Below are 19,547 nucleotides of genomic sequence, written 5' to 3' on the forward strand. Positions count from 1 at the left end.
CTTCCGTTGACGGAATGTTGACCGGTGCATGGCACAGCGTTGGCGAACCCCCGCTATACGTTCGGCCCCATGCCACCACTCCCCCCACACCCCCAGCGGGCCCGTCAGGCGCCCCTCCCCGTGCTGCCCTATCGCAAGCCCACCAAGGGCCGTGACTACTGGGTGCTGAATGACGTCCTTCCGGATGTCGACGCCGTACGGGAACGGTGTCTCGAGAAGGACGACTGGGTGAAGGGGTATCCGTACACCTCGGAGACCTGGCCGGGGCTGCGGACCATGCCGGGGCTTGAGCCGGCCGAACTGGGGCGGATCGAGCGGCTGGTGAAACAGGCCACCGGGGCCAAGGAGTTGTGGGTGCAGAAGGCGCCCGGGGGCGGGACGCTCAACCACAACTGCATCCAGGTCGTGGGGGAGGGCGAGAGCGAACCCCGGCCCCACACCGACTCGCGGTCGCTGTGCCGGTACGCCGCCGTGCTGTATCTGAATCCGTCCGTGCCCAAGGACTGCGGGACCAGTTTCTACCGGCAGCATCTGCCCGGCGGACGGCTCGGCGGCAACGTCGTGCAGGCTCCGCACAACAACCTCGTCGAGGCGTTGGGCACGCGGTTCGTGGCGCCGGACGCGTTCGAGGAGGACGTGCGCGTGCCCCACAAGTACAACAGTCTGCTGCTCTACCACGCCAACCTCGTGCACAGCGCCACCGGTTACTACGGCAGCACCCTGGAGGAGAAGCGGATGACCGCCGTCTTCTTCTGGATGGCCTGACCCGGCCAACCCACTCCCACCAGCGCAGTCAGTAGCGCAGCGCCGTTCCGGTTTCCGCCTTCACGTCGCCCGACAGTTTGCGGTTGCTGCGGGCGGTCGCCGTGCCGGACTTTCCGGCCGGGACGTCGGAGACGGTGACGACCACGGTGTCGAGCAGATTCCCGCTCGTGTCCTTGAACTCGACCTGTACGGCGAAGGACTTGGTCGAGCCGGCCGTGTTGTCGGCGGTGACCCCGACGGTGCTGCGTCCTGCCGAGTCCGTGGTCGGCGTGCCCAGCTTCACCGCGTCCTTGGCGTCGACGCCGTTCTTCACCTCGTCGAGTCGGCGGCCCGCCTCGGCGGTCGCCGACGCGATGGCAGCCGTGGCCTGCGATCCGATGGACGCGACGGCGGACGCCGCCTTGCTCGCGACGGAGGAGGGACTGCTGTCGTCGGAACAACCGGTCAGGCCGGTGATGGCGGTGAGGGCGGTGAGGGTGACGGCTGCGACCGCCGTCAGTTTCGCGCCTCCCCTGTGCCACGCCATGTCGCCTCCATGAGTCGCCGCTTTCCCGGGCTGTCCCTCAAGTGAAGGTCCGTTGCCGTGCGCCCGCATGCCGGGCTCACCCGGACGGCGTAACCCCCCTGGTGGAGGGCGCCTCTCGGCCGGATGGTCGAAGCACCACACACCACAGAGAGGTGGGGCATCGCCATGACGCAGCAGCCGCACTCGACGCAGCAGCCGCACTCGACGTCCGCCGGCGGTGAGGAGAAACCCCCGGTCTGGAACGACGCCGGTCAGGCACCCGGCACCCGCGGCTACGGGCCGCCCCCGTCCGGTGGCGGGCTCGCTGCCGGCGGTGCCGTCTTCGCCGGTGTCCTGATGCTGATGAACGGTGTCATCGCCATCCTCCAGGGCATCTCCGCACTCGCCAAGGACGACGTCTACACGCGCGTCGGCAGCTACGTGTACAGCATCAACCTCACCGGCTGGGGCGTGATCCTCCTCTGCCTGGGCGCCGTGGGCGTGGCCACCGGCCTGGGCATCCTCAAGGGCATGAGCTGGGCCCGCGTCTGCGGCATCGTCCTCGCGAGCCTCAGCGCGATCCTCCAGTTCATGTTCCTGCCGTACGCCCCGATCTGGTCGGTCATCATGATCGCGGTCGATGTGTTCGTCATCTGGGCACTGGCCGTCTACGACCCGAAGACCTCCGGGGCGCGCCAGTAACGATCGACAGCCGGAGCGGCGGGCGGGTCAGACGTGTCCGATGCCGCCCCCGCCGAAGGAACCGCTCCTTCCGGGCAGCCAGCGCTGCCGGCTCTGGTTCTTTCCCGTGCGGCTTCCGGAGTGATGGAGCTGGTACGGCATCAGCCGTTCCTTCTCCTCCGAGGCGACGGGCATCTCGTCGGGTTCCCGCATCTCGCGCATCTCATGGACGGCGCCGGTGGCGGGAAGGTGGGGCTGCTCCTCGGGGAGCGGCCGCGGAAGTTCCTGGTCCCGGACCTTCATACCGAAATGTATGGCCCAGACCAGCGCGCCTGCGATCAGCAGGCCACCGAGAAAGGCTGCGCCCACGTCGAGCGTGTTGTGCGACGACGCGGCCAGCAGTTCGTACGCTGCCGTGCTCATACTCCGAGTATCACTCTTTGGGAGTGATTGTGACTATCCGCGCGAGACAAGCGGTGACCTCGGCGGGGTCCCGGGTGAACAGCGCCACGTGGTTGTCGGGGCGGATCAGCACGAGACCCGGGCCGGTGATCCCGTACGCCCGCCGGGCGTGCCCCTCGTGATCGCGCAGGTCGTCGTCCACCGTGAACCCCTGCAGCAGGCCGTCGTGCTCGACCGCCAACTTGCCCACGGCGTCCGCGACCTCGGCGCCGAAACCGAGCAGCGTGAACCGCGGGTCGGCGTACACCTCGAAAAGCCGGACCGGATGACCTGACGCGTCGAGGCAGGGGGCGTCGGGCGCGCGGTCGCCCGGACGCAGGACGGCGGGGTCGCCGACCGGGCCCACGGCCGGACCGGCCGGACCCGCGAGCGAACTCCACGGGTAGCCGGTACCCATGGGCGGCGGAGCGGCGACCTCGATACCCGTGCCTGGTTCCTTGACCCTTTCGAGCACCTGGGCATACAGGTCGCTGGAGACCCCCAGCGTCCAGGCCGCCACCGGAAGACGCTCCTCCTCGTATGTGTCCAGGAGCCCGGGACCGGCCTGCCCGGTGGCCGCGAGGGCCAGCTTCCAGCCCAGGTTGTAGGCGTCCTGGATACCGGTGTTCATACCGAGCCCGCCCGCGATCGGATGGACATGGGCCGCGTCCCCGGCGAGCAGGACCCGGCCGACCCGCATCCGGTCGACCATGCGGACATTGACCCGCCAGACGGACAGCCAGGTCGGGTTCTTCAGCGTGACGCCGGGCACGCGCGCGTACCGGTCGAAGAGCCGCTGGAAGCTCTCCAGTGAGGGCGGCAACGGCTCGCCGCTCGCGTCGAGTTCGGGACTTGCCTGGAGCTGGAAGGAGTCCGTGCCGGGCATGGGGCACAGCGCCACCCCGCCGCCTTCCGACGTGAACCACTGGTGCCACACGTCCCGGCCCAGCCCCTCGGCCTCCACGTCCCCGACGACCATCGACTGCGTCTCCTCGGTCGTGCCGTCGAAGCGCACCCCCATCGCCTTGCGCACCCGGCTGCGCCCGCCGTCGCAGCCCACCAGGTAGCCGGCCCGGATGCGCTCCCCGTCGGCGAGGACGGCCGTGACTCCGTCCGTGTCCTGCTCGAACTCGACCACCTCCGTGCCGAGTTGGACACCGACCCCGAACTCCGCGAGCCGCTCGCGCAGGATCTGCTCCACCTGCCACTGCCCTATGAGCACCCCCCGCTCGTACGGCGCGTCCGGCGTGGGGAGGGCGTCCGCGAACGGGTCGGTGTCGTTGACGTGCGCGCCGTCGAAGTATTTGCGGAACGGCAGTCGCGTCGTCCCGATCGCGAGCGCGCGCTCGGTGCCGCCCACGTCCTCCAGGACCTCCAGGGTGCGCGGCTGCAGGCCCTTGCCCCGGGACTCCCGGTGCGGGGCCGGCGCCGCGTCCACGATCCGCACCCCCACACCGCGCCGGGCCAGCTCGATGGCGAGCGTGAGGCCGGTCGGCCCGGCGCCCACGACCAGTACGTCGTCGGTCATCGCGATCCCTCTCGTCGTCGTGGCTTCAAGGGAACACCGAACCGAAAGAAAATGCAACCGAGTCTCAGAAGATTCTCGACTTCACTCCATCTCCGGTCTCATTTGATTCTCGGTCTCATTGTCTGGTAGTGTGGCTCGCATGGACGAACTCCCCGGCCTCCGCGAGCGCAAGAAAGAACGCACCCGGAACCTCATCGCGCACGAAGCCCTGCGCCTCTTCCGCGAAAAGGGCTTCGACGAGGTGTCGGTCGTCGAGGTCGCGGCGGCGGCCGAGGTCTCCAAGGCCACCCTGTTCCGGTACTTCCCGGCGAAGGAGGACCTGGTCCTGCACCGCTTCGCCGACCACCTCGGCGAAGCGGCCCGCGTCGTACGCGAACGCCCGCCCGGCCTGACCCCCACGGCCGCCCTGCGTGCCCACTTCCTGGACCGCCTCGCCGCCCGCGACCCGATCACCGGCCTGAACGACCACCCCGACGTGCTCAGCTTCATGGACCTGCTCTACGGCACCCCGAGCCTCCAGACCGGTCTGGTGCAGCGCTACCGCAGCCAGGAGATCGACGCCCTCGCCGAAGCTCTCCCGGACGTCGCCGACTCCACCCCGCTCACCAGACGCCTCGCCGCCACCCACCTGATCGTCGTCCAGCAGGAACTCGGCATGGAGAACTGGCGGACGATGGCCGCGGGCCGCACCGCCGACGAGGCCTACGACGACGCCGTCGCCGAGGCGGAGCGCGCGTACGGCCAGCTCATGACCGGCCTGGACACGGTGTTCCCGGCCGGGACGGGAGGCGGCTGATGGTGTAGTTGGCTACACCCTCCATTCGGCACCCTGCTCTCCCGCGCCGCCCGGAATCCGGTGCCAGCCTGGTGAGCATGGGTACGACAGTGCGGCAGGCGACGCGGGCGACGGTTCAACTGGCCAGAGGTGTGGCCATGACCCTCGGGACGTATCTCTTCGTCACCGTGCTGCTGATCGCGACCATGGGCACGCTGTTCGTGGTCGGTGCCTGGATGCTGCCCGAGGCGGTGCTGCTGGTGCGCCGGATCGCGGGCGCCAGGCGGCGGCAGGTCGCCGGGTGGAGCGGGCGGGAGATCGCGGAGGCGTACGGGCCGCTGGACGGACGGCCGCTGCGGGAGCGGTTCGTCGCGGCGGTGCGCGATCCCGGCACGTCCCGGGACCTGCGCTGGATGCTCGCCCAGTACGCGTACGGTCTGCTCGGACTGCTCGCCGTCCCGCTGTGGATCGTAGGACTGCCCGTGGACGGTGTGTGGTGCGGGCTGTTGCGGCGTCGGGCGCTGGTCCTGCCGCTGATCGAGCGGCTCGCGGACCTCGACGCGCGCTGGTCGGCCGCCCTGCTGAAGCCGTCGCCGAAGGCGCTGCTCACCGAGCGCGTCGAGGAGCTCGCCGAGACCCGGGCCGGAGTGATCGCCGCGCACGAGGCCGAACTACGGCGTATCGAGCGGGACCTGCACGACGGGACGCAGGCCCGGCTGGTGGCGCTGTCCATGCGGATCGGACTGGCGAAGCGGGCCTACGACCGGGACGGCGGCGGTGATCCGGAGGCCGCCCGGCGGCTGCTCGCGCAGGCGCAGGACCAGGCGGAGGAGGCGCTGACGGAGTTGCGGCACGTCGTGCGCGGTATCCACCCGCCGATCCTCACCGACCGCGGGCTCGCCGGTGCCGTACAGGCGCTCGCCGCCGGCAGTGGGCTCCAGGTCGCCCTGGATGTGGAGGAGTTGGCGACGGGGCCGCGTGCTCCGGCCGCGGTCGAGGCCGCCGCGTACTTCCTGGTCGCCGAGGCGCTCACCAACGCGGTCAAGCACAGCGGCTCGGACCGCGCGGAGGTCCGGCTCGCCCGGGTGCCGCACGGGCTGAGGGTGTGCGTACGGGACGAGGGAAAGGGCGGTGCCGAGGAGGCCGGCGGCACCGGACTGCTCGGTCTGCGCCGCCGTATCGCCGCCCTCGACGGGACCGCGAACGTGAGCAGCCCCGCCGGAGGACCCACGGTCGTCGCGGCGGAGCTGCCCTATACCTGGTGAACAGGCTTCAGCTGACGGCTAGTTGGAGAAGTAGAGGTACTTCCAGCCGCTGTACGTCGTCGAGTTGACGCTGTCGCCGGACGAACCGTTGATGTACGCGGCCCTGATGCGGGCCTTGATGCCGGACTGGCCGGGTGCGCCGAGGTTCACCGCGACCTTGCCGTTCGTGCCGAGGCCGAAGTACTCCGAGTCGGAGTCGTACCAGTGGCCCTCGTAGTAGACCTGAAGGTCGAGCCGCTCCTCGCGGTTGGGGTAGTAGGTCATCGTCGTGGTGACGATCGGCGCCGAGTTCTTGTGGAACCAGTAGTACGACGTCGAGCCGATCTTCGCCGTCTTGTAGTGCTTGGTGATCGCGGTGGAGATCTTGACCTTGGCGTACGCGTTGACCTTCACGGTCTTGGACGCGTAGCGGGCGTCACCGGCGAAGACCGCGGAGACGGCCGTGTCGCGGGTCATGTCCACGGTCACCGTGAGGTTGCCGCTGGAGTTGACCTTGCCGGTCTTGACCAGCTTCTTCGGCTTGTCGGCGCCGAAGGGGTCCGCGTAGATCGAGACCGTGCGGTTCTTGTAGGTCTTGCCGAGGTGCGCGGTGAACTTCACGTCGGCGCCGTACGAGTACAGCTTGCCGTTGTTGTTCAGGCTCAGGCCGGTGGCCGCGCGGGACACGGAGACCTTGTCGGAGGCGCTGACCGCAGCGTGCCCGGCGTCGCCGGCGTAGGTCACCTTGTAGGTGACCGTGCCGCCGGCCGGCGGGGTGTCCGCGAAGGAGTACGTGCCGTTGGACTGGACCGTGACGGCGGGCAGCGCCTTGCCCTTCGGGGACTCCAGGTCGGTCCGCGTGACCTGCAGCTTCACCCCGGCGGGCAACGCGACCGTGGACGAGAGCTTGCCGGTGACGGTGAGCTTCTTGGCGCGGGTCGCCGAGGAGGGGGCGTTGACCGTGAGGGTCGGGACGTTCTTGTCCGGGTCGGTCAGCACCTTGAGGCTGTACTTGCCGTTGGACGTCCCGACCAGCGCGAAGATGCGCGAGGAGTCGGGGGCCCACGTCAGGTCGGCCGTGCCGTAGGAACCGACGGTGTACGTACGGATGGCCTTCGTCGCGCTCGGCCGGTACGTCGTGATCTTGTTGCCGTCGACCTGGGCGATCTGTCCGCTGCGGGCGACGTCGGCCTGCTGGCCCGTCGCCGGGAGGGTGCCGGACTGGCTGAACTTGCCGTCCGCGTAAGCGTCCAGGAGATGGCCGTTGACCAGCACCCGGTCGGCGCCCGCGACGAGGTCGATGTCACCGATGCCGTTGTTCAGGGTGTAGTCGCCGTCGTACCAGGCGGTGAGCGCGGGCGTGCCGCTCGATACGTCGACCACGGCCATGGAGTCGGTGGAGATGCCGGTCTCGCCGATGGCCAGTACGCCGGGCCGCAGCGGGTCGGTGTCCAGCAGGGCCTGGCCCCAGATGCCGATGGAGGTGCCCTCGGTCGGGAACTGCGCCATCGTCACCGGGTCGGTGCCGCCCGCCGGGTCCACCGTCGGGTCCACGGAACCGAGGTCGCCGTCCCACTGGTCGCCGTAGGTGAACCACACCTTGCCGCCGGAGAAGGCGATGTGGCGCGGGCCGGTGTCGGTGGGTATCGCGTAGCGGGTCTTGACGTCGAGGGTGGCCGCGTCGATCGCCACGATCTCGTGCGTGTTCTGCACCGCCGCGTACACGGTGGCCCCGTCCTCGGAGACGGTCAGGCCGGTGACCGAGCCGATGCCGCCCACGGAGGCGAGGACGTTGCCCGAGTAGTCGGTGGCCGTGACCGTTCCGGCCGAGGTGTCGCCGACGAAGACCCGCTTGACGGCCTCGTCCGCGACGAGCCCGCCGGGCGAGGTGATGTTGGCGGTGGCGGCCGAGGCCGTCCCCGTCGCTACGACGCTGAGCGCCGCCGAGCCGAAAAGAACCGCGAGCGCTGTCGCGGTGGAGATGCTGCGCATCCGCACGTGCTGTTCCCCCCACAAGGAAAACCGGTCAGGAGACCGGGAGTTGAGAGCGCCGCGCAACACCCGGACGTGACCGCGGATGAGAGACGCGGTGACGCGCGGGGCGCGGCTGCCATGCGCAGCGTATGGCATGCCTGTGACAGGTGGGAAAGGGGTTATCGGGTTGTCGTGTACGCGAGGTGTTTGGGAGGCTCGCTCTCACCATGACGAGGGGGCGTTGATGAGTGCTGCGGCCGGGCGGCGGGTGTGGGTGTGGCTGGGGGTCGGTGCGCTGGTGCTCGTGGCGGTCGGTGGGGGCGGTGCCTGGCTGTACCGGGACGAGTTGCTCCATCCGTTCGGGGATCCGCGGGCCTGTGACGGGAGCGACCTGAAGCTGCCGGGGGTGATCACCGCCGGGGGCGCGACGATCCCTACCGGCGCGTCCGACGTTCACTACTACACACACAACGGCAGCGCCGAGGTCACGTTCACGAGCGGGCTGACAAAGGACTACCTGCACCGCGCGGGCATCCTCCCGGAGGGGAAGGCCCTGTTCGACAAGGAGTACGGGACGCACGCGGACGCCGACCCCGAGATCGCGCTGCCGGCCGGGCTGTGCGGTTCGCCGTTGCGCGCCCCCGCCTGGGTGTACCACTCCACGGCTGCCAACGGCACGAGCGTCGACGTCACCGTCGAGCAGTCCACGGTGTACGACGACGCGTTCCGCTTCCCGGCCAGGGCCGTGGTCGGTTACACCACGCCCTGAGCCGGGCCTCCGCTGCCGGCGTGCGTCAGTTCTGGTGGACGGAGTTGTGGCCCGGTCCGCCCGACAGGACGTCCGTGCCGGTGCCGCCCCACAGGGTGTCGTTGCCGGAGTTGCCGTAGATCGTGTCGGCGCCGGCGTTGCCGTAGAGGACGTCGTTGCCCGTGCCGCCGTAGATGAAGTCGTTGCCGGCGCCGCCGCTGATGCGGTCGTTTCCGGCGTCGCCGGTCAGGCTCTGGCCGCCCGCGCCGCCGGTGATGACGTCGTTGCCCGCGCCGCCGTCGGCCGCCGCGCCCACGGTGGTGATCGTGTCGTTGCCCGCGCCGCCCTGGGCGATGGTCTCGACGCCGCCGTGGAGGGTGTCGTTGCCGTTGTCGCCCCAGCCCACGGAGTACTTGCCGAGGGTGATCGTGTCGTTGCCGGTGCCGCCCGAGACGTAGTTGCCGTCGACGCCGCCGTCCTCGGTGTACTTGTCGTTGCCGGCGCCCAGGTCGGTCGAGGCGAAGTAGTACGTCTGGGACGTCCTGTTGTGGTACGTGACGGTGTCGTTGCCGTCGCCGAGCGTCAACTGCACGGTGGGGTAGGGGTCCTGGCTGTCCTGCATGGTGACCGTGCAGGAGACCTTGGTGTGGTCCGCGGCGGTGGGGTACGCGCAGCCGGTGCCGGGCTTGATGGTGACGACGTCGTCGATGACGTACGTGATCTTGTCGGTGCCGGTCGTGTGCGTCGCGGTGACGACCGCCTTGTTGGCCTGCCCGGCGGCGGCCGTGTACAGGACCTCGTTGCCGCCGTTGCCGAGCGCGGCGGTGGCCGGAGCGGTGGCCGCTCCCGCAGTTCCGGCGAGGAGCAGCGGAGCGGCCAGGGCCATGCCGAAGGCCAGGGCCACTAGGCGACTGACAGAACGAGTGGACATCGCACAACCTCCGTGAAACGTAAGGGGAGTTGGCGGATTCCGAGGAATTCGAATTCCGACACCGCGTACGACCCGCCCTTCCGGGGCTTGGTTGTGCCCTTTTTCGTACGGGAGTTGCCCCGGCGCGAAACGTCAGCCGTGATTCAGCGCGAATTCATGAACTGGCCCGCTGATCAATGACAACCCTCGCTATGAGGCACGGGCCAGTTCCGTCGCGTCACGGCGGAACGCCCACCGCATCTCCGGTTCCATCGCGAAGCGGAAGGCCCGGCGGACGGGCGGTGCGCACAGCGCGGTCACCACGGCGGCGGCGACCACCGTCACCGTGAGCTCGCCGAGCGGGCCCTGGACCCACGAAGGGCCGTACCAGCCCCAGGACTTGGCGCCCTGCGCGACGAACCCGTGGAGGAGATAACCGTAGAGCGTGCCCGCGCCGAGGGAGGTGAACCAGGTGCGGCGGCGCGGCACCCAGGCGAGGAAGCAGACGACCAGGACGGTGGAGACGGCGAACAGGGCCAGTGTCATCAGCGGCCCTTCCCAGTCGGGCGCGCCGAGTTGCTCCGCGCTCGCGTTGTGGAAGAGCCAGGAGTAGTCGAAGCGCGGGACCGACCAATAGGCCACCGCGAGAGCGCACAGGAACACCGGGACCGCCAACTGCCGTACCTCGGGCCGCCGTACGAGCTGGAAGTGTTCCGGCTTCAGGGAGAGACCGAGCACGAAGTACGGGAGGAACTGCAACACGCGTTGCAGATCGAGGTCGTTGCCGATGGAGGGGGAGAGCGTCGCCAGCATCGCGATCGCGAGGGCGAGGGGCAGCGGGTGGCGGACGTGGTTCCAGATCGGTGTGGTGAGGCGCCAGACGAACAGGGCCGCCAGGAACCACGTCAGATACAGCGGGTCCAACAGGCTGATCGCGCGGTCGGGTTGGTGGTCCGTCCAGCGGGTGAAGAGCGTGTACGCCGTCTCGAAGACGATGTACGGCACGACGATTCCCGTGAGCAGCCGCCGGATCTGCGGCGGGGTGGCGCGGAAACTCCGGGAGAAATAGCCGGAGATGACGATGAACGCCGGCATGTGCACCGCGTACACGAGCGTGTACAGCGCGGTGACGCTACGGCTGCCGGAGCGCAGCGGCTCCCAGGAGTGGCCGATCGCCACCAGGACGATCGCGAGGTACTTGGCGTTGTCGAAGAAGGGGTCGCGCTGCTTCCCGGGGACGGGCTCCGGCGCGCCGACGGCGGCGGCGGACGGTGGTACGGGGGTCTCGGCGGAGGCGGTGGGAGAAGCGCGCATCCCGCTCGCCTCACCGCCCTCCGGCGATCCAAACCCCTCTTTCGTGTGACGCGCGTGACACATGGTGCACGCGGGACGCTCAGCCGAAGCGGCCCGCCACATAGTCCGCCGTCCGGGAGTCCTGCGGGGAGCCGAAGACGTCGTCGGTGGCGCCGGCCTCCACGATTCCGCCGGGGGTGCCCTGTTCGGCGAGGAAGAACGCGCACTGCTGGGAGACGCGGGCGGCCTGCTGCATGTTGTGGGTGACGATCACCACGGTGACCTGCCCGGCCAGTTCGTGGACGGTCTCCTCGACCCGGCGGGTGGAGGTCGGGTCGAGCGCCGAGCACGGCTCGTCCATGAGCAGCACCCGGGGCCGTACGGCGAGCGCGCGGGCGATGCACAGCCGCTGCTGCTGGCCGCCGGAGAGCGCGCCGCCGGGCTGCCGCAGCCGGTCGCGCACCTCCTTCCACAGGCCCGCGCGGGTCAGCGACTCCTCGACCAGCTCGTCCTTCTCGCGACGGCTCACCCGCGTGCCCGTCAGGCGCAGACCGGCCACCACGTTGTCGTAGATCGACATCGCGGGGAACGGGTTCGGCTTCTGGAAGACCATGCCGATACGGCGGCGGGCGTCCGTCAGCCGCCAGGAGGCGTCGTAGATGTCCTCGCCCTCGAAGAGCACCTCGCCGCCGAAGGCCGCCGACGGGATCAGCTCGTGCATCCGGTTGAGGGTGCGCAGGAACGTCGACTTGCCGCAGCCGGACGGGCCGATCAACGCGCTGACCTGGCCCGCGGGCATGGTCAGCGACACCTGGCCGAGCACCTGGTGGGTGCCGAACCAGGCCGAGACGGCACGGGCTTCGAGGGTCGCGGGGGCGGCCGTCGGGTCGACGGCGGGGAGGACGGCGGTGTCGGTCACGGTCATGTCGGGTTCCCTCGGTTCACAGCAGGTTCGGCAGCAGTTCGGTGGTGCGCGTGGCGACCTGGAGACCCAGGACCGCGACGAGCGGGGCGAAGACGATCCACGTCTGGTGACGGCCCCAGCGGTGCCAGGCCCATACGGCCGCTACGGCGGCCAGCAGCAGCGCCTGGAGCCACATCACCAGCGGCCACGGCACGCCGTCGGGACGGGCGAGGGGTTCTTCGGAGTCCGGCAGGGTGCCGGAGCGGATCACCGCGGCCGGGGTCTGGAAGGCGGTCGAGACCAGGTCGGCGTCGACGCGCAGGACGCCGGCCGGCATGAAGTGCGGGCCGGTGGCGGTGACCAGGACGAGGCGGCCCTGACCGGCAGCAAGTGCGGCGGGCGCCGGGTCGCCGGCCCGGCGGACGTCGGTGACCTGGTACCTCGCCGTGCCCTGACCGGTGGTCACGGTGAACGTGACTCCGGCGCGCAGCTCGGCCAGCCGCCCGAACGGGCCGCCGTAGGCCGCCGCCCGGCCCATCAGCACGCTGGTGCCGGACTGGCCGGGGAACGGGGTGTCGCGGCGGTGGCCGGGACCGTCGGTCAGGACGGCGGAGTCGGTGCCCTCCAGGACGACCTGGCTCAGGCCCAGGGACGGGACGCGGAGCAGGGCGACCGGGGTGCCGGGCGCGAGGAGCTTGCCCTGCTGGTCGGTCTGGGACACCGGGGCGGTGCCCAGGGCGAGTTGACCGCGCAGCTCGTCGAACGCGGCGTGCTGCGCGGAGTGTTCCTGGGCGCCGCTGAACACGAGCAGCTGCGCGGTGATGCCGAGCAGAAGGGCGGCGAGGCTGAGCAGGCCGCCGCGGGAGAGATGGCGGACGGCGGTGACGCTCCGCACGCCGCGGACGCTCCGGACGAGGGTGCGCGGCACGGCCGGAGCGGGCCTGACGGGAGTGGCGACGGTCACGGCGGCCCGCCTCCTTCGCGGTTCGGTCGGTGGCCGCCGGGGAGACGGTGAGGTCTCCCCGGCCGCACGGTCGACTGGTCGTGGATCAGGTGGACTTGATGGTGAAGTTGGCGCCGGACTTGGTGTTCACCGTGGTCGAGCCCGCGTAGTAGGCGTGCAGGGTGTGCGTGCCCCGGCTCAGCCTCGGCAGGGTGAGGGTGACCTTGCCGCCGCTCAGCGTGCCGGTCGCGATGATCCGGCTGCCCTCGTAGACGCGGACGGTGCCGGTCGGCGTGGTGCCGGTCGCGGTGACCTTGACGGTGACCTTCGCGCGGGCGGTGTGGGAGATCGAGGCGGGCGCGGTCTTGGTGACCGTCGGGTTGGCCTTGGTGATCTTCAGGGAGACGGTCGCCGAGGACGCGTTGAGCTTGGTGGCGCCGGCGTAGGAGACGGTCAGGCTGTGCGTGGCGACCTTGAGGTGGTTCGACACGTTGACGGTGACCTTGCCGGAGCTGTTCAGCGTGCCGGTGCCGACGACCGTCGAGCCGTCCTTCACGGTGACCTTGCCGCTGGGGACGACACCGTGCGTGCCGGTCACGGTGACCGCGACCTTCGGGGTCGTGCCGTACGCGGTGGTGGCGGTGGTCGCCTTGGTGGTGCTCGCGTACTTGACGGCGCCGGTCCAACTGGCCGCTGCGCCGGTGCCGTTGACGTTGTTGGCGGTGACCGTGGCGGTGTAGGTGCCGATGGCCAGACCGGTGAAGGAGTACGACGTGGTGGAGGTCGCGACGTCCTTGTTGGCGACGACGGCGCCGTCCGCGTCGAACAGCGTGATCCGGTAGTCGGTGACCGGCATGGCCGGGACGATGTGGTTCGGGGTCCAGCTGAGCTTGAGGCTCGCGTCGCCGACGGCGGACTTCAGGGCGGGCGCGTTCGGCGCCGAGTGGTCGAAGGTGCTGGACTCCTCCAGGCCGCCGAGCTTGGCGTGCCTGGTGAGGGAGATGGAGCCGTTGTAGGACTCGTTGACGAAGCCGAACTTGGCGATGACGGACTCGGCGGCGTCCGACGCCAGCTGCGCGGTGTGGCTGCCGCTGGTGACGAAGACGTCGTACAGGTCCTTGTCGTAGAAGATGCTGGTCGGGTCGATCGCCCGGCTCGGCACGACGTTGTAGACGTCACGGCCGAACGTCGCGTTCTCGTAGTAGGCGTTGACCGGGGCCAGCTTGCCGTTCACCGTGGTGACCGGGCTGGTGGCACCGTCGTCGCCCGGCAGCTGCACGGAGGCCAGGTGACCGCCGGCGGCCGCCGCCGTCTTGCTGTAGTCGGGGGAGACACCGTTGTTCTGGGCGATCCAGGAACCGACGGAGAACGGGACGAGCGCACCGTCCTCGGTGAGGGCCGGGTTGGCCTGGTTCTCCTGGACGACGGTGACGCTCGCGGCGACGTCGAGGTCGGCCACGCCGATCGCGTTCAGGAAGAACTTGCGGGTGCCGGAGTTCTGCTGCGGGATCTTCGGGTGCACGGTCTGGCCGTTCACCACTTTCAGCTGGCCGATGTAGATGTCGTGCAGCTGCTTCACGGTCAGGGTGTCCAGGCCCGAGCCCTTGACCGCGACGCCGACCGCGTCCCGCGCCATCGGGATGTAGGTGAACGCGGTGCCGGAGCTGGACGGACCGCCGGAGGAGCGGGCGAAGTCGACCTGGCCCTTGACCGAGGCACCGGACGAGTCCAGGTCGCCGGTGAGCGACTCGCTCAGGGCGGTGCGGCCGCCGCCGGAGCCGTTCGGGCGCAGGAAGGTCGTGCCGCCGGAGCGGGTGGTGATCTTGGTGCCGAGGGCGCCGGTGCCCGGCTCGATCGCGTCGTAGGACGCGATGCCCGCGCCGTTCACCGACTTCACGCCGGTCGCGGAGTAGCTGGTGCCGTTGACGGTGTCACCGGCCAGGGCGTTGGTCACGTCCTGAGTGGTGTCCGAGCCGACACCGACGAGCTGGCGGAAGGTCCCGGCGGGGGTCGGGTCGGCGGACGCCGGGCTCGCCAGAGCCAGCGTGCCGGACACCACGGCGGCGGCGACCATGGCCGCCGAGAGGCGCATTCTGCGCATTGCGGTTCTCCAGAAGGTGTGCGAGGTGACGTCGGGTGGAGCTGGTTGGAACGGGTGGATCTGAGAGGGTGGTGCGAGCCGTCCGCCCCGACTGCCTTTCGGGGCGGACGGCCGTTCATGGGGGAGCACTTGCGTCTCCGCGACTGCAGGTTTTTAGGGGCGCGGGGCTGTGTTAATTTGCGGCTCCGCCGCGTGGGCGCGACCAGCCACGACGTGCCCGCAGCCGACGAACTACCGTCTGTACTGAGGCAATTGACAACCGCCCCCCGCCGGCGAAGGGCGCGCCCACCCCGGCCACAGCGCCGAGCGCGGCACCCACCGGCACGGCATAGCGCAGCGGACTCGCGGGGTCGGCAGGCGTCGTCCCCGCCGCCGTGGTCGCGACGGCCTGACCTCCGTCGTACGACGCCGACGCCGACGCGCCCGGCGAGGCGCTCGCGCCGACGCCACCGGCACCCGTACCGGCGCCGCCCGTAGTCCCACCGGTACTCCCGGCGGAGCCACCCGCACCGTCACCCGAGGTGGACGTACCCCCGGCGGCCGAGCCGCCGCCCGCCGTGGACTTCGGCCCGGTGTACGCGACGAGCGTGTCCGCCGCCACGCCGGCCTGGGCGCGCAGCTTCACCGTGAGCGGCGCGTAGCCGTAGGGCAGCCGACCCGGATCGGCCCCCTGCGTCTGGCCCGCGCCGGAGGCGTACCGCAGCAGCGCCGCGTAGTCCTGGCGGGCGGCCTTGCTCACCTGGCCGGGCCGCACCGCCGCGTACACCAGCTCGGTCAGCGGATACGCGCCCTTCGCCGTGGCGTTCGCGGGCGTGACCTCGGGGACGCCGGAGCCCGTGGCGGTCGCGGCCGCCGCGGTCAGGGCGGCCGCGGTCGGGGCCACGTACTTGCCCGCGCTGTTCTGCAACTGGGCGGTCTGCAGGCCGTAGCGGGCGGCGGAGGCCGCGTCGGTGATGGTGATGACGAAGCGCGAACCGACGATCTGCGGGCCGGAGTTCTTGTACGCCGGCGGGGTCGCCAGCGGGTCCCAGGTGGACTTCCACAGGGTGTCCGCGCGGCGGGCGTGCAGGGCGCCGGCGTGCATGTCCTCCACATAGGGGTGGAAGTCGATCATGCACTGCTTGTTCGTCGCGGGTGCGCCCGAGCCGGGCGGGATCGTGCACCACGGGTCGCTCTTCGGATAGTCGTCGGTGTTCGACGGGTCGAAGGCGGTGCCGGTCGGGTTCAGGTCCGCGTTGGTGCTGTAGTACGGGTTGACCCGCATGCCGTCGTCGTCGGGGACACCGGCGAGGAACCGCCGGGCGTCCTTGTCGGCGAGGATCCACCGCCAGATCGCGCGGGCGCTGTCGGAGTGGCCGAGCGAGGTCAGCAGATCGGTGTCGGTGGCCGGGGTCTCGGCGACCGACAGGTAGGCGAACTCCGGGTTCAGCGCGATGAATTCGGGATCGGTGGCGAGCCCGGACGGGTTCTTCCGCGCCCAGCCGTACCCCTTGGCCGCCGTGCCGCTGATGACCGAACCCCAGGTGGAGCTGCGGTACGACTCGGTGAGCAGCTTGGCGACCAGGCGGGCGTTCAGCTTGATGGACTCGACCTTGGTGCCGTCGAGTCTCTCCTCGGACGCCGGTGCCCCGGACGAGGATCTGCGTTCGATCGTGAAGCCGATGACGGCTCCGGAGAGGGCGACCGGCGCGTACGTCGTCGTACCCGACGGCGCTGTCGTGCCCGGGTCGGCGCCGAGCCTGCGGGTGGTGAACGCGAGGCCCGTCGAACCGTCCGCGATCAGCCGGGACCGGGTGTCCGGTTCGCCGAACTCGGTGTAGCTGTACACCTTGCCCGCCGAACAGAGCTTCGCCTGCCAGCTGGTCATCGCGTCCGCCACCAACTCGCTGCCGGTGGTGGGGCGTTCGTCGGCGCCCAGGGGGCAGTTGGTGCCCACGCTGTTGAAGTCCAGCTTGACCGCGATCCGGTTCTGCCAGTTGGTCGAGGAGACCGGGGAGCCGGCGTTGACCTGGCTCTTGTCCGCGTACGGCTTTCCGTCCAGGTCCAGATGACCCTGCGGGACGATCACCAGCCAGCAGGAACGGGGCCGGGTCACGCCGTTGGTGGTGACGGGCGTGCCGCAGCCGAGGTGGGGTGCCTCGTTGGCCGTCTGGACCTCGAAGAACTCCTTGCCGGTGCCGTCGGCGCCGGTGCGGGCGAAGTCGACCTCGTTGGTGGTGTTGCGGCTGAAGAACTTGTTGTTCTGGGTGTTCGTGGTGATCGTCGTGCCGTCCACCGACTTGAAGGGGACCTCGCCGGGGGCGTTCGGGTTGGCGGCGCCGTAGCGGTTGTCCTGGCCGTAGTTGGTGGGGTCGGCGCTGTAGAAGATCTGCCGGGTGTCGTCCTGGCCGTTGCCCGGCCAGCTGCTGCGGTCCGTGGTAGGGGAGGCGCCGTACTGGCACTGGGTGCGGGACGGGCCGGGGTTGGCGGGGACCGTGCCGTCGTCGTCGCCCCAGCACTGCATGATCTGTACGAAGTCGGTGTTGAACTGCGTGCCCGCGAAGGTCGTCGGGGTGCCGCCGGTCCAACTCACCGTCACCGCTTGGCTGGTGAGGTGGGTGGTCTGGTCGACGGTGAACTTCATGTCCTTGAACTCGCCCCGGCCGGAGACGGTGACGCTCGTGGTTGCCGGCGCGGCTGTGGCGGGTGGGGCGGACTGTCCTACGGCGAGGCCGGCGAGGGCGCCGATGGCTGCGCCGGCGATGAGGCGGACCAGCAGCCTCGGCTTCGCCATCGCCCCCCGATTTCCCACCCGCACCGCCCGTGCGGATTTCGTTGTCGGGTGCGGGTGGCCCCTGTGGGGCTCGTTCGCCGTCGGCGGCTGCGGGGCGTTGGGCAGGCTTGTCATCGTGAACTCCCCTCGTCCTGGCGGTCGTTGGTGCGGGACGTGATCAGGCGGGAGGCGATCGAGGGGAGCAGCAGGAGGCCCAGGATCAGGGTGGCTGCCAGGAGCATCAGGGTCTGGGTGGTGGTCCAGCCGTGTTCGGTGGAGACCGCTACCGGCTGGGCCAGGGAGATCGTGCCGTCCGCCGCGGCTGCCGCTGCCGTGCCGGTTCCGCCGGACGCGGTTCCTGTTCCGCCCGAGGTGAGGGTCTGGCCGGTGTCGGGGTCTACGGAGGGTTGTGCGGAGCCGCCGGTGCCGCCGGTTGTGGTGGTACCTGTGCCGCCCGTCGTGGTGCCGCCCGTGCTGCCGCCGGACGTGGTGCCGCCGCCCGAACTGCCGTTGCTCGTTGAGGACTTCGCGCCGCCGCTGCCCGTCGTGCAGGCCGTCGCGCCCTGTTTGTCGCAGGGCGAGGGGTAAGGCGCCGTCTCCGCCAGCTTGTTGCGGCCGTCGGTGGTGAAGGTCGGGTTGTTGCAGTTCTTGATGTTGATGTTCTGTGCTCGCACGCCGGGGATGCGCTTGATCTGGTCGAAGCCCGCCTTCACCAGGTTGATCGGGAGGGGTGAGTAGCCGAGCGACGGAGCCTGTTGCTGGCCCTGGCACATGAAGTAGTAGGAGAAGGCGCCCAGCGTCTTGCCCTTGTCCTTCGTGAACGTGCCCTGCACCTTCAGCGGCAGGATCATGTACGAGTAGCTGGAGAGCGGGTAGTTGCGCTTGTCGGTGTCGTTGTAGACGCCGTTGAGCTGCTGGGTGAGGTAGTCGGCCGAGCTCTTGTTCGTGTTGATCTTCGCCTTGAGAAGCGAGACCGCGACGTTCTTCGGGGTCGGCTCGGTGTAGTAGCCCGCGTGGTTGAGGACCTTGGCGACCGGATAGTGCGCGTTGAGGGCGTAGGAGTAGTTGACGTAACCGATCGCGCCCTCGCCGTAGTTCTGGGCGATGTAGCCGGCCACGCCGAGGTCGCCGGACTGGGCGATCATGCCGGAGACGGTCGGGTAGTACGAGGTCTGGCCGCAGGCGCCCGAGCGGCCGACCTTCGCGCAGTACGCGTTCCAGAGGGACTTGTGCTGGGCCGCCATCCACATCGTGAACTGGGCGGTGGAGCCGGAGCCGTCCGAGCGGACGACGGGGACGATGGTGCGGTGCGGGAGTTGGAGCCCTGGGTTGTCGGCCTTGATCACCGGGTCGTCCCAGGTCTTGACCGCCCCCGTGAAGATCTTGGTGACCACCGCGCCGGAGAGGCGGAGGTTGGTGACCCGCTTGCCGTTGACGGTCAGGTGGTACATGAACACCGTGCCGCCGGCCACGATCGGCATGTAGGCGTACGACCCCGAGCCGGGGCGTTCCGCGGCGCTGCCGTCGGTGGGGTGGGTCTGGAACGGGATGTCCGACACCGCGAAGTCGACGGTCCCGCTGAGGAATTGGCGCCGTCCGTCGGAGGAGCCGGTGCCCGCGTAACTGATCCGCATGCCGTACTGGTTGACCGCGCGGCGCCATTCGTCGACGGCGTTCTCCGCCCAGGTGGAGCCGGCGCCGGAGATGGGGGTGTAACTGTCGGCGGCGGCGGGGCCGGCGAGTGGCCCTGCCAGTAGGGCGGTGAGGGTGGTCATGATCGCGGCCAGGGTTCCCAGTGCCCGTAGGCGGCGGAGAGGGGCGGTGAGGTGGCTGGGCATCAGTCGGTCTCTCCGGGTGCGGGCTGGTGGGTGGCGGGGTTTTCGTTCCCACCCGCACCACCCGTGACAGTTGCGTCGTCGGGTGCGGGTGGCCCCTGTGGGGCGGGTTCGCCGTCGGCGGCCGCGCGTAGTTCGTCGTTTCCGT

The 19,547-nt window shown here is 70.2% G+C and carries 16 protein-coding genes; 5 read left to right on the forward strand and 11 right to left on the reverse strand.

Annotated features, from left to right (window positions below; all coding sequences use genetic code 11):
* The first annotated feature begins 69 nt into the window (after window positions 1–69).
* Window positions 70–765: a DUF6445 family protein gene (locus tag SSP08S_RS49310; RefSeq protein ID WP_026179488.1), complete on the forward strand. Its 696-nt coding sequence runs from the start codon at window positions 70–72 to the stop codon at window positions 763–765.
* Window positions 766–793: 28 nt separating this feature from the next.
* Here SSP08S_RS49310 and SSP08S_RS49315 read toward each other — a convergent pair whose 3' ends face one another.
* Window positions 794–1,291 (reverse strand): hypothetical protein, encoded by a 498-nt coding sequence (locus SSP08S_RS49315; RefSeq protein ID WP_019075061.1) that lies wholly within the window; start codon window positions 1,289–1,291, stop codon window positions 794–796.
* 165 nt (window positions 1,292–1,456) lie between these two features.
* Here SSP08S_RS49315 and SSP08S_RS49320 point away from each other — a divergent pair, with 165 nt between their 5' ends.
* Window positions 1,457–1,972 carry a DUF7144 family membrane protein gene (locus tag SSP08S_RS49320; RefSeq protein WP_019075062.1) on the forward strand — a complete coding sequence of 172 codons (516 nt, stop codon included), beginning with the start codon at window positions 1,457–1,459 and terminating at the stop codon, window positions 1,970–1,972.
* Between the two features lie 27 nt (window positions 1,973–1,999).
* Here the strand turns inward: SSP08S_RS49320 and SSP08S_RS49325 are convergent, their stop codons facing one another.
* Both SSP08S_RS49325 and SSP08S_RS49330 read right to left on the reverse strand, forming a co-directional pair.
* Window positions 2,000–2,374, reverse strand: coding sequence for a DUF6479 family protein (locus tag SSP08S_RS49325; RefSeq protein ID WP_019075063.1), 375 nt, complete (start codon window positions 2,372–2,374; stop codon window positions 2,000–2,002).
* A 10-nt stretch (window positions 2,375–2,384) separates the two neighbouring features.
* On the reverse strand, window positions 2,385–3,920 hold the full coding sequence (locus tag SSP08S_RS49330; RefSeq protein WP_019075064.1) for an FAD-dependent monooxygenase: 1,536 nt from the start codon (window positions 3,918–3,920) through the stop codon (window positions 2,385–2,387).
* Window positions 3,921–4,059: 139 nt separating this feature from the next.
* Between SSP08S_RS49330 and SSP08S_RS49335 the strand changes: the two genes are divergently transcribed.
* Window positions 4,060–4,716: a TetR family transcriptional regulator gene (locus SSP08S_RS49335; protein WP_019075065.1), complete on the forward strand. Its 657-nt coding sequence runs from the start codon at window positions 4,060–4,062 to the stop codon at window positions 4,714–4,716.
* 77 nt (window positions 4,717–4,793) lie between these two features.
* On the forward strand, window positions 4,794–5,960 hold the full coding sequence (locus tag SSP08S_RS49340; protein WP_026179489.1) for a sensor histidine kinase: 1,167 nt from the start codon (window positions 4,794–4,796) through the stop codon (window positions 5,958–5,960).
* 18 nt (window positions 5,961–5,978) lie between these two features.
* On the opposite strand, the gene SSP08S_RS49345 is transcribed toward SSP08S_RS49340, so the two are convergent.
* Window positions 5,979–7,931, reverse strand: a complete 1,953-nt coding sequence (locus SSP08S_RS49345; protein WP_019075067.1) for a YncE family protein — start codon at window positions 7,929–7,931, stop codon at window positions 5,979–5,981.
* Between the two features lie 226 nt (window positions 7,932–8,157).
* Here SSP08S_RS49345 and SSP08S_RS49350 point away from each other — a divergent pair, with 226 nt between their 5' ends.
* Window positions 8,158–8,682 (forward strand): hypothetical protein, encoded by a 525-nt coding sequence (locus tag SSP08S_RS49350; protein ID WP_245608118.1) that lies wholly within the window; start codon window positions 8,158–8,160, stop codon window positions 8,680–8,682.
* 25 nt (window positions 8,683–8,707) lie between these two features.
* On the opposite strand, the gene SSP08S_RS49355 is transcribed toward SSP08S_RS49350, so the two are convergent.
* From SSP08S_RS49355 to SSP08S_RS49385, 7 genes are all read right to left on the reverse strand, one after another.
* The gene (locus SSP08S_RS49355) at window positions 8,708–9,592 is read right to left on the reverse strand and encodes a calcium-binding protein (protein ID WP_026179491.1); all 885 of its coding nucleotides are present in this window, start codon (window positions 9,590–9,592) and stop codon (window positions 8,708–8,710) included.
* Window positions 9,593–9,781: 189 nt separating this feature from the next.
* Window positions 9,782–10,885, reverse strand: a complete 1,104-nt coding sequence (locus SSP08S_RS49360) for an acyltransferase family protein (RefSeq protein ID WP_019075070.1) — start codon at window positions 10,883–10,885, stop codon at window positions 9,782–9,784.
* Window positions 10,886–10,964: 79 nt separating this feature from the next.
* Entirely contained in the window at window positions 10,965–11,789 is an 825-nt protein-coding gene (locus tag SSP08S_RS49365) for a phosphate ABC transporter ATP-binding protein (RefSeq protein ID WP_019075071.1), read from the reverse strand.
* Between the two features lie 16 nt (window positions 11,790–11,805).
* Complete coding sequence (locus SSP08S_RS49370) at window positions 11,806–12,732, reverse strand: sortase (RefSeq protein WP_019075072.1); 927 nt, start codon at window positions 12,730–12,732, stop codon at window positions 11,806–11,808.
* An 85-nt stretch (window positions 12,733–12,817) separates the two neighbouring features.
* A complete protein-coding gene (locus tag SSP08S_RS58590) occupies window positions 12,818–14,812 on the reverse strand; it encodes an Ig-like domain repeat protein (RefSeq protein ID WP_078532823.1) in 1,995 nt (664 codons plus the stop codon).
* Between the two features lie 172 nt (window positions 14,813–14,984).
* Window positions 14,985–17,585 (reverse strand): hypothetical protein, encoded by a 2,601-nt coding sequence (locus tag SSP08S_RS57625; RefSeq protein ID WP_019075074.1) that lies wholly within the window; start codon window positions 17,583–17,585, stop codon window positions 14,985–14,987.
* Between the two features lie 110 nt (window positions 17,586–17,695).
* Window positions 17,696–19,402 carry a phosphate ABC transporter substrate-binding protein PstS gene (locus SSP08S_RS49385; RefSeq protein WP_019075075.1) on the reverse strand — a complete coding sequence of 569 codons (1,707 nt, stop codon included), beginning with the start codon at window positions 19,400–19,402 and terminating at the stop codon, window positions 17,696–17,698.
* Window positions 19,403–19,547: the final 145 nt, after the last annotated feature.

The sequence above is a fragment of the Streptomyces hokutonensis genome (genome assembly GCF_000376565.1).
GTDB classification, from domain to species: domain Bacteria; phylum Actinomycetota; class Actinomycetes; order Streptomycetales; family Streptomycetaceae; genus Streptomyces; species Streptomyces hokutonensis.

Coding starts and splice junctions, on each gene's coding strand:
- SSP08S_RS49350 (WP_245608118.1), top strand. CDS start 8,158: ATGAGTGCTGCGGCCGGGCGGCGGGTGTGGGTGTGGCTGGGGGTCGGT.
- SSP08S_RS57625 (WP_019075074.1), bottom strand. CDS start 17,585: ATGGCGAAGCCGAGGCTGCTGGTCCGCCTCATCGCCGGCGCAGCCATC.
- SSP08S_RS49330 (WP_019075064.1), bottom strand. CDS start 3,920: ATGACCGACGACGTACTGGTCGTGGGCGCCGGGCCGACCGGCCTCACG.
- SSP08S_RS49340 (WP_026179489.1), top strand. CDS start 4,794: ATGGGTACGACAGTGCGGCAGGCGACGCGGGCGACGGTTCAACTGGCC.
- SSP08S_RS49310 (WP_026179488.1), top strand. CDS start 70: ATGCCACCACTCCCCCCACACCCCCAGCGGGCCCGTCAGGCGCCCCTC.
- SSP08S_RS49315 (WP_019075061.1), bottom strand. CDS start 1,291: ATGGCGTGGCACAGGGGAGGCGCGAAACTGACGGCGGTCGCAGCCGTC.
- SSP08S_RS49335 (WP_019075065.1), top strand. CDS start 4,060: ATGGACGAACTCCCCGGCCTCCGCGAGCGCAAGAAAGAACGCACCCGG.
- SSP08S_RS49320 (WP_019075062.1), top strand. CDS start 1,457: ATGACGCAGCAGCCGCACTCGACGCAGCAGCCGCACTCGACGTCCGCC.
- SSP08S_RS49355 (WP_026179491.1), bottom strand. CDS start 9,592: ATGTCCACTCGTTCTGTCAGTCGCCTAGTGGCCCTGGCCTTCGGCATG.
- SSP08S_RS49345 (WP_019075067.1), bottom strand. CDS start 7,931: ATGCGCAGCATCTCCACCGCGACAGCGCTCGCGGTTCTTTTCGGCTCG.
- SSP08S_RS49325 (WP_019075063.1), bottom strand. CDS start 2,374: ATGAGCACGGCAGCGTACGAACTGCTGGCCGCGTCGTCGCACAACACG.
- SSP08S_RS49365 (WP_019075071.1), bottom strand. CDS start 11,789: ATGACCGTGACCGACACCGCCGTCCTCCCCGCCGTCGACCCGACGGCC.
- SSP08S_RS58590 (WP_078532823.1), bottom strand. CDS start 14,812: ATGCGCAGAATGCGCCTCTCGGCGGCCATGGTCGCCGCCGCCGTGGTG.
- SSP08S_RS49385 (WP_019075075.1), bottom strand. CDS start 19,402: ATGCCCAGCCACCTCACCGCCCCTCTCCGCCGCCTACGGGCACTGGGA.
- SSP08S_RS49360 (WP_019075070.1), bottom strand. CDS start 10,885: ATGCGCGCTTCTCCCACCGCCTCCGCCGAGACCCCCGTACCACCGTCC.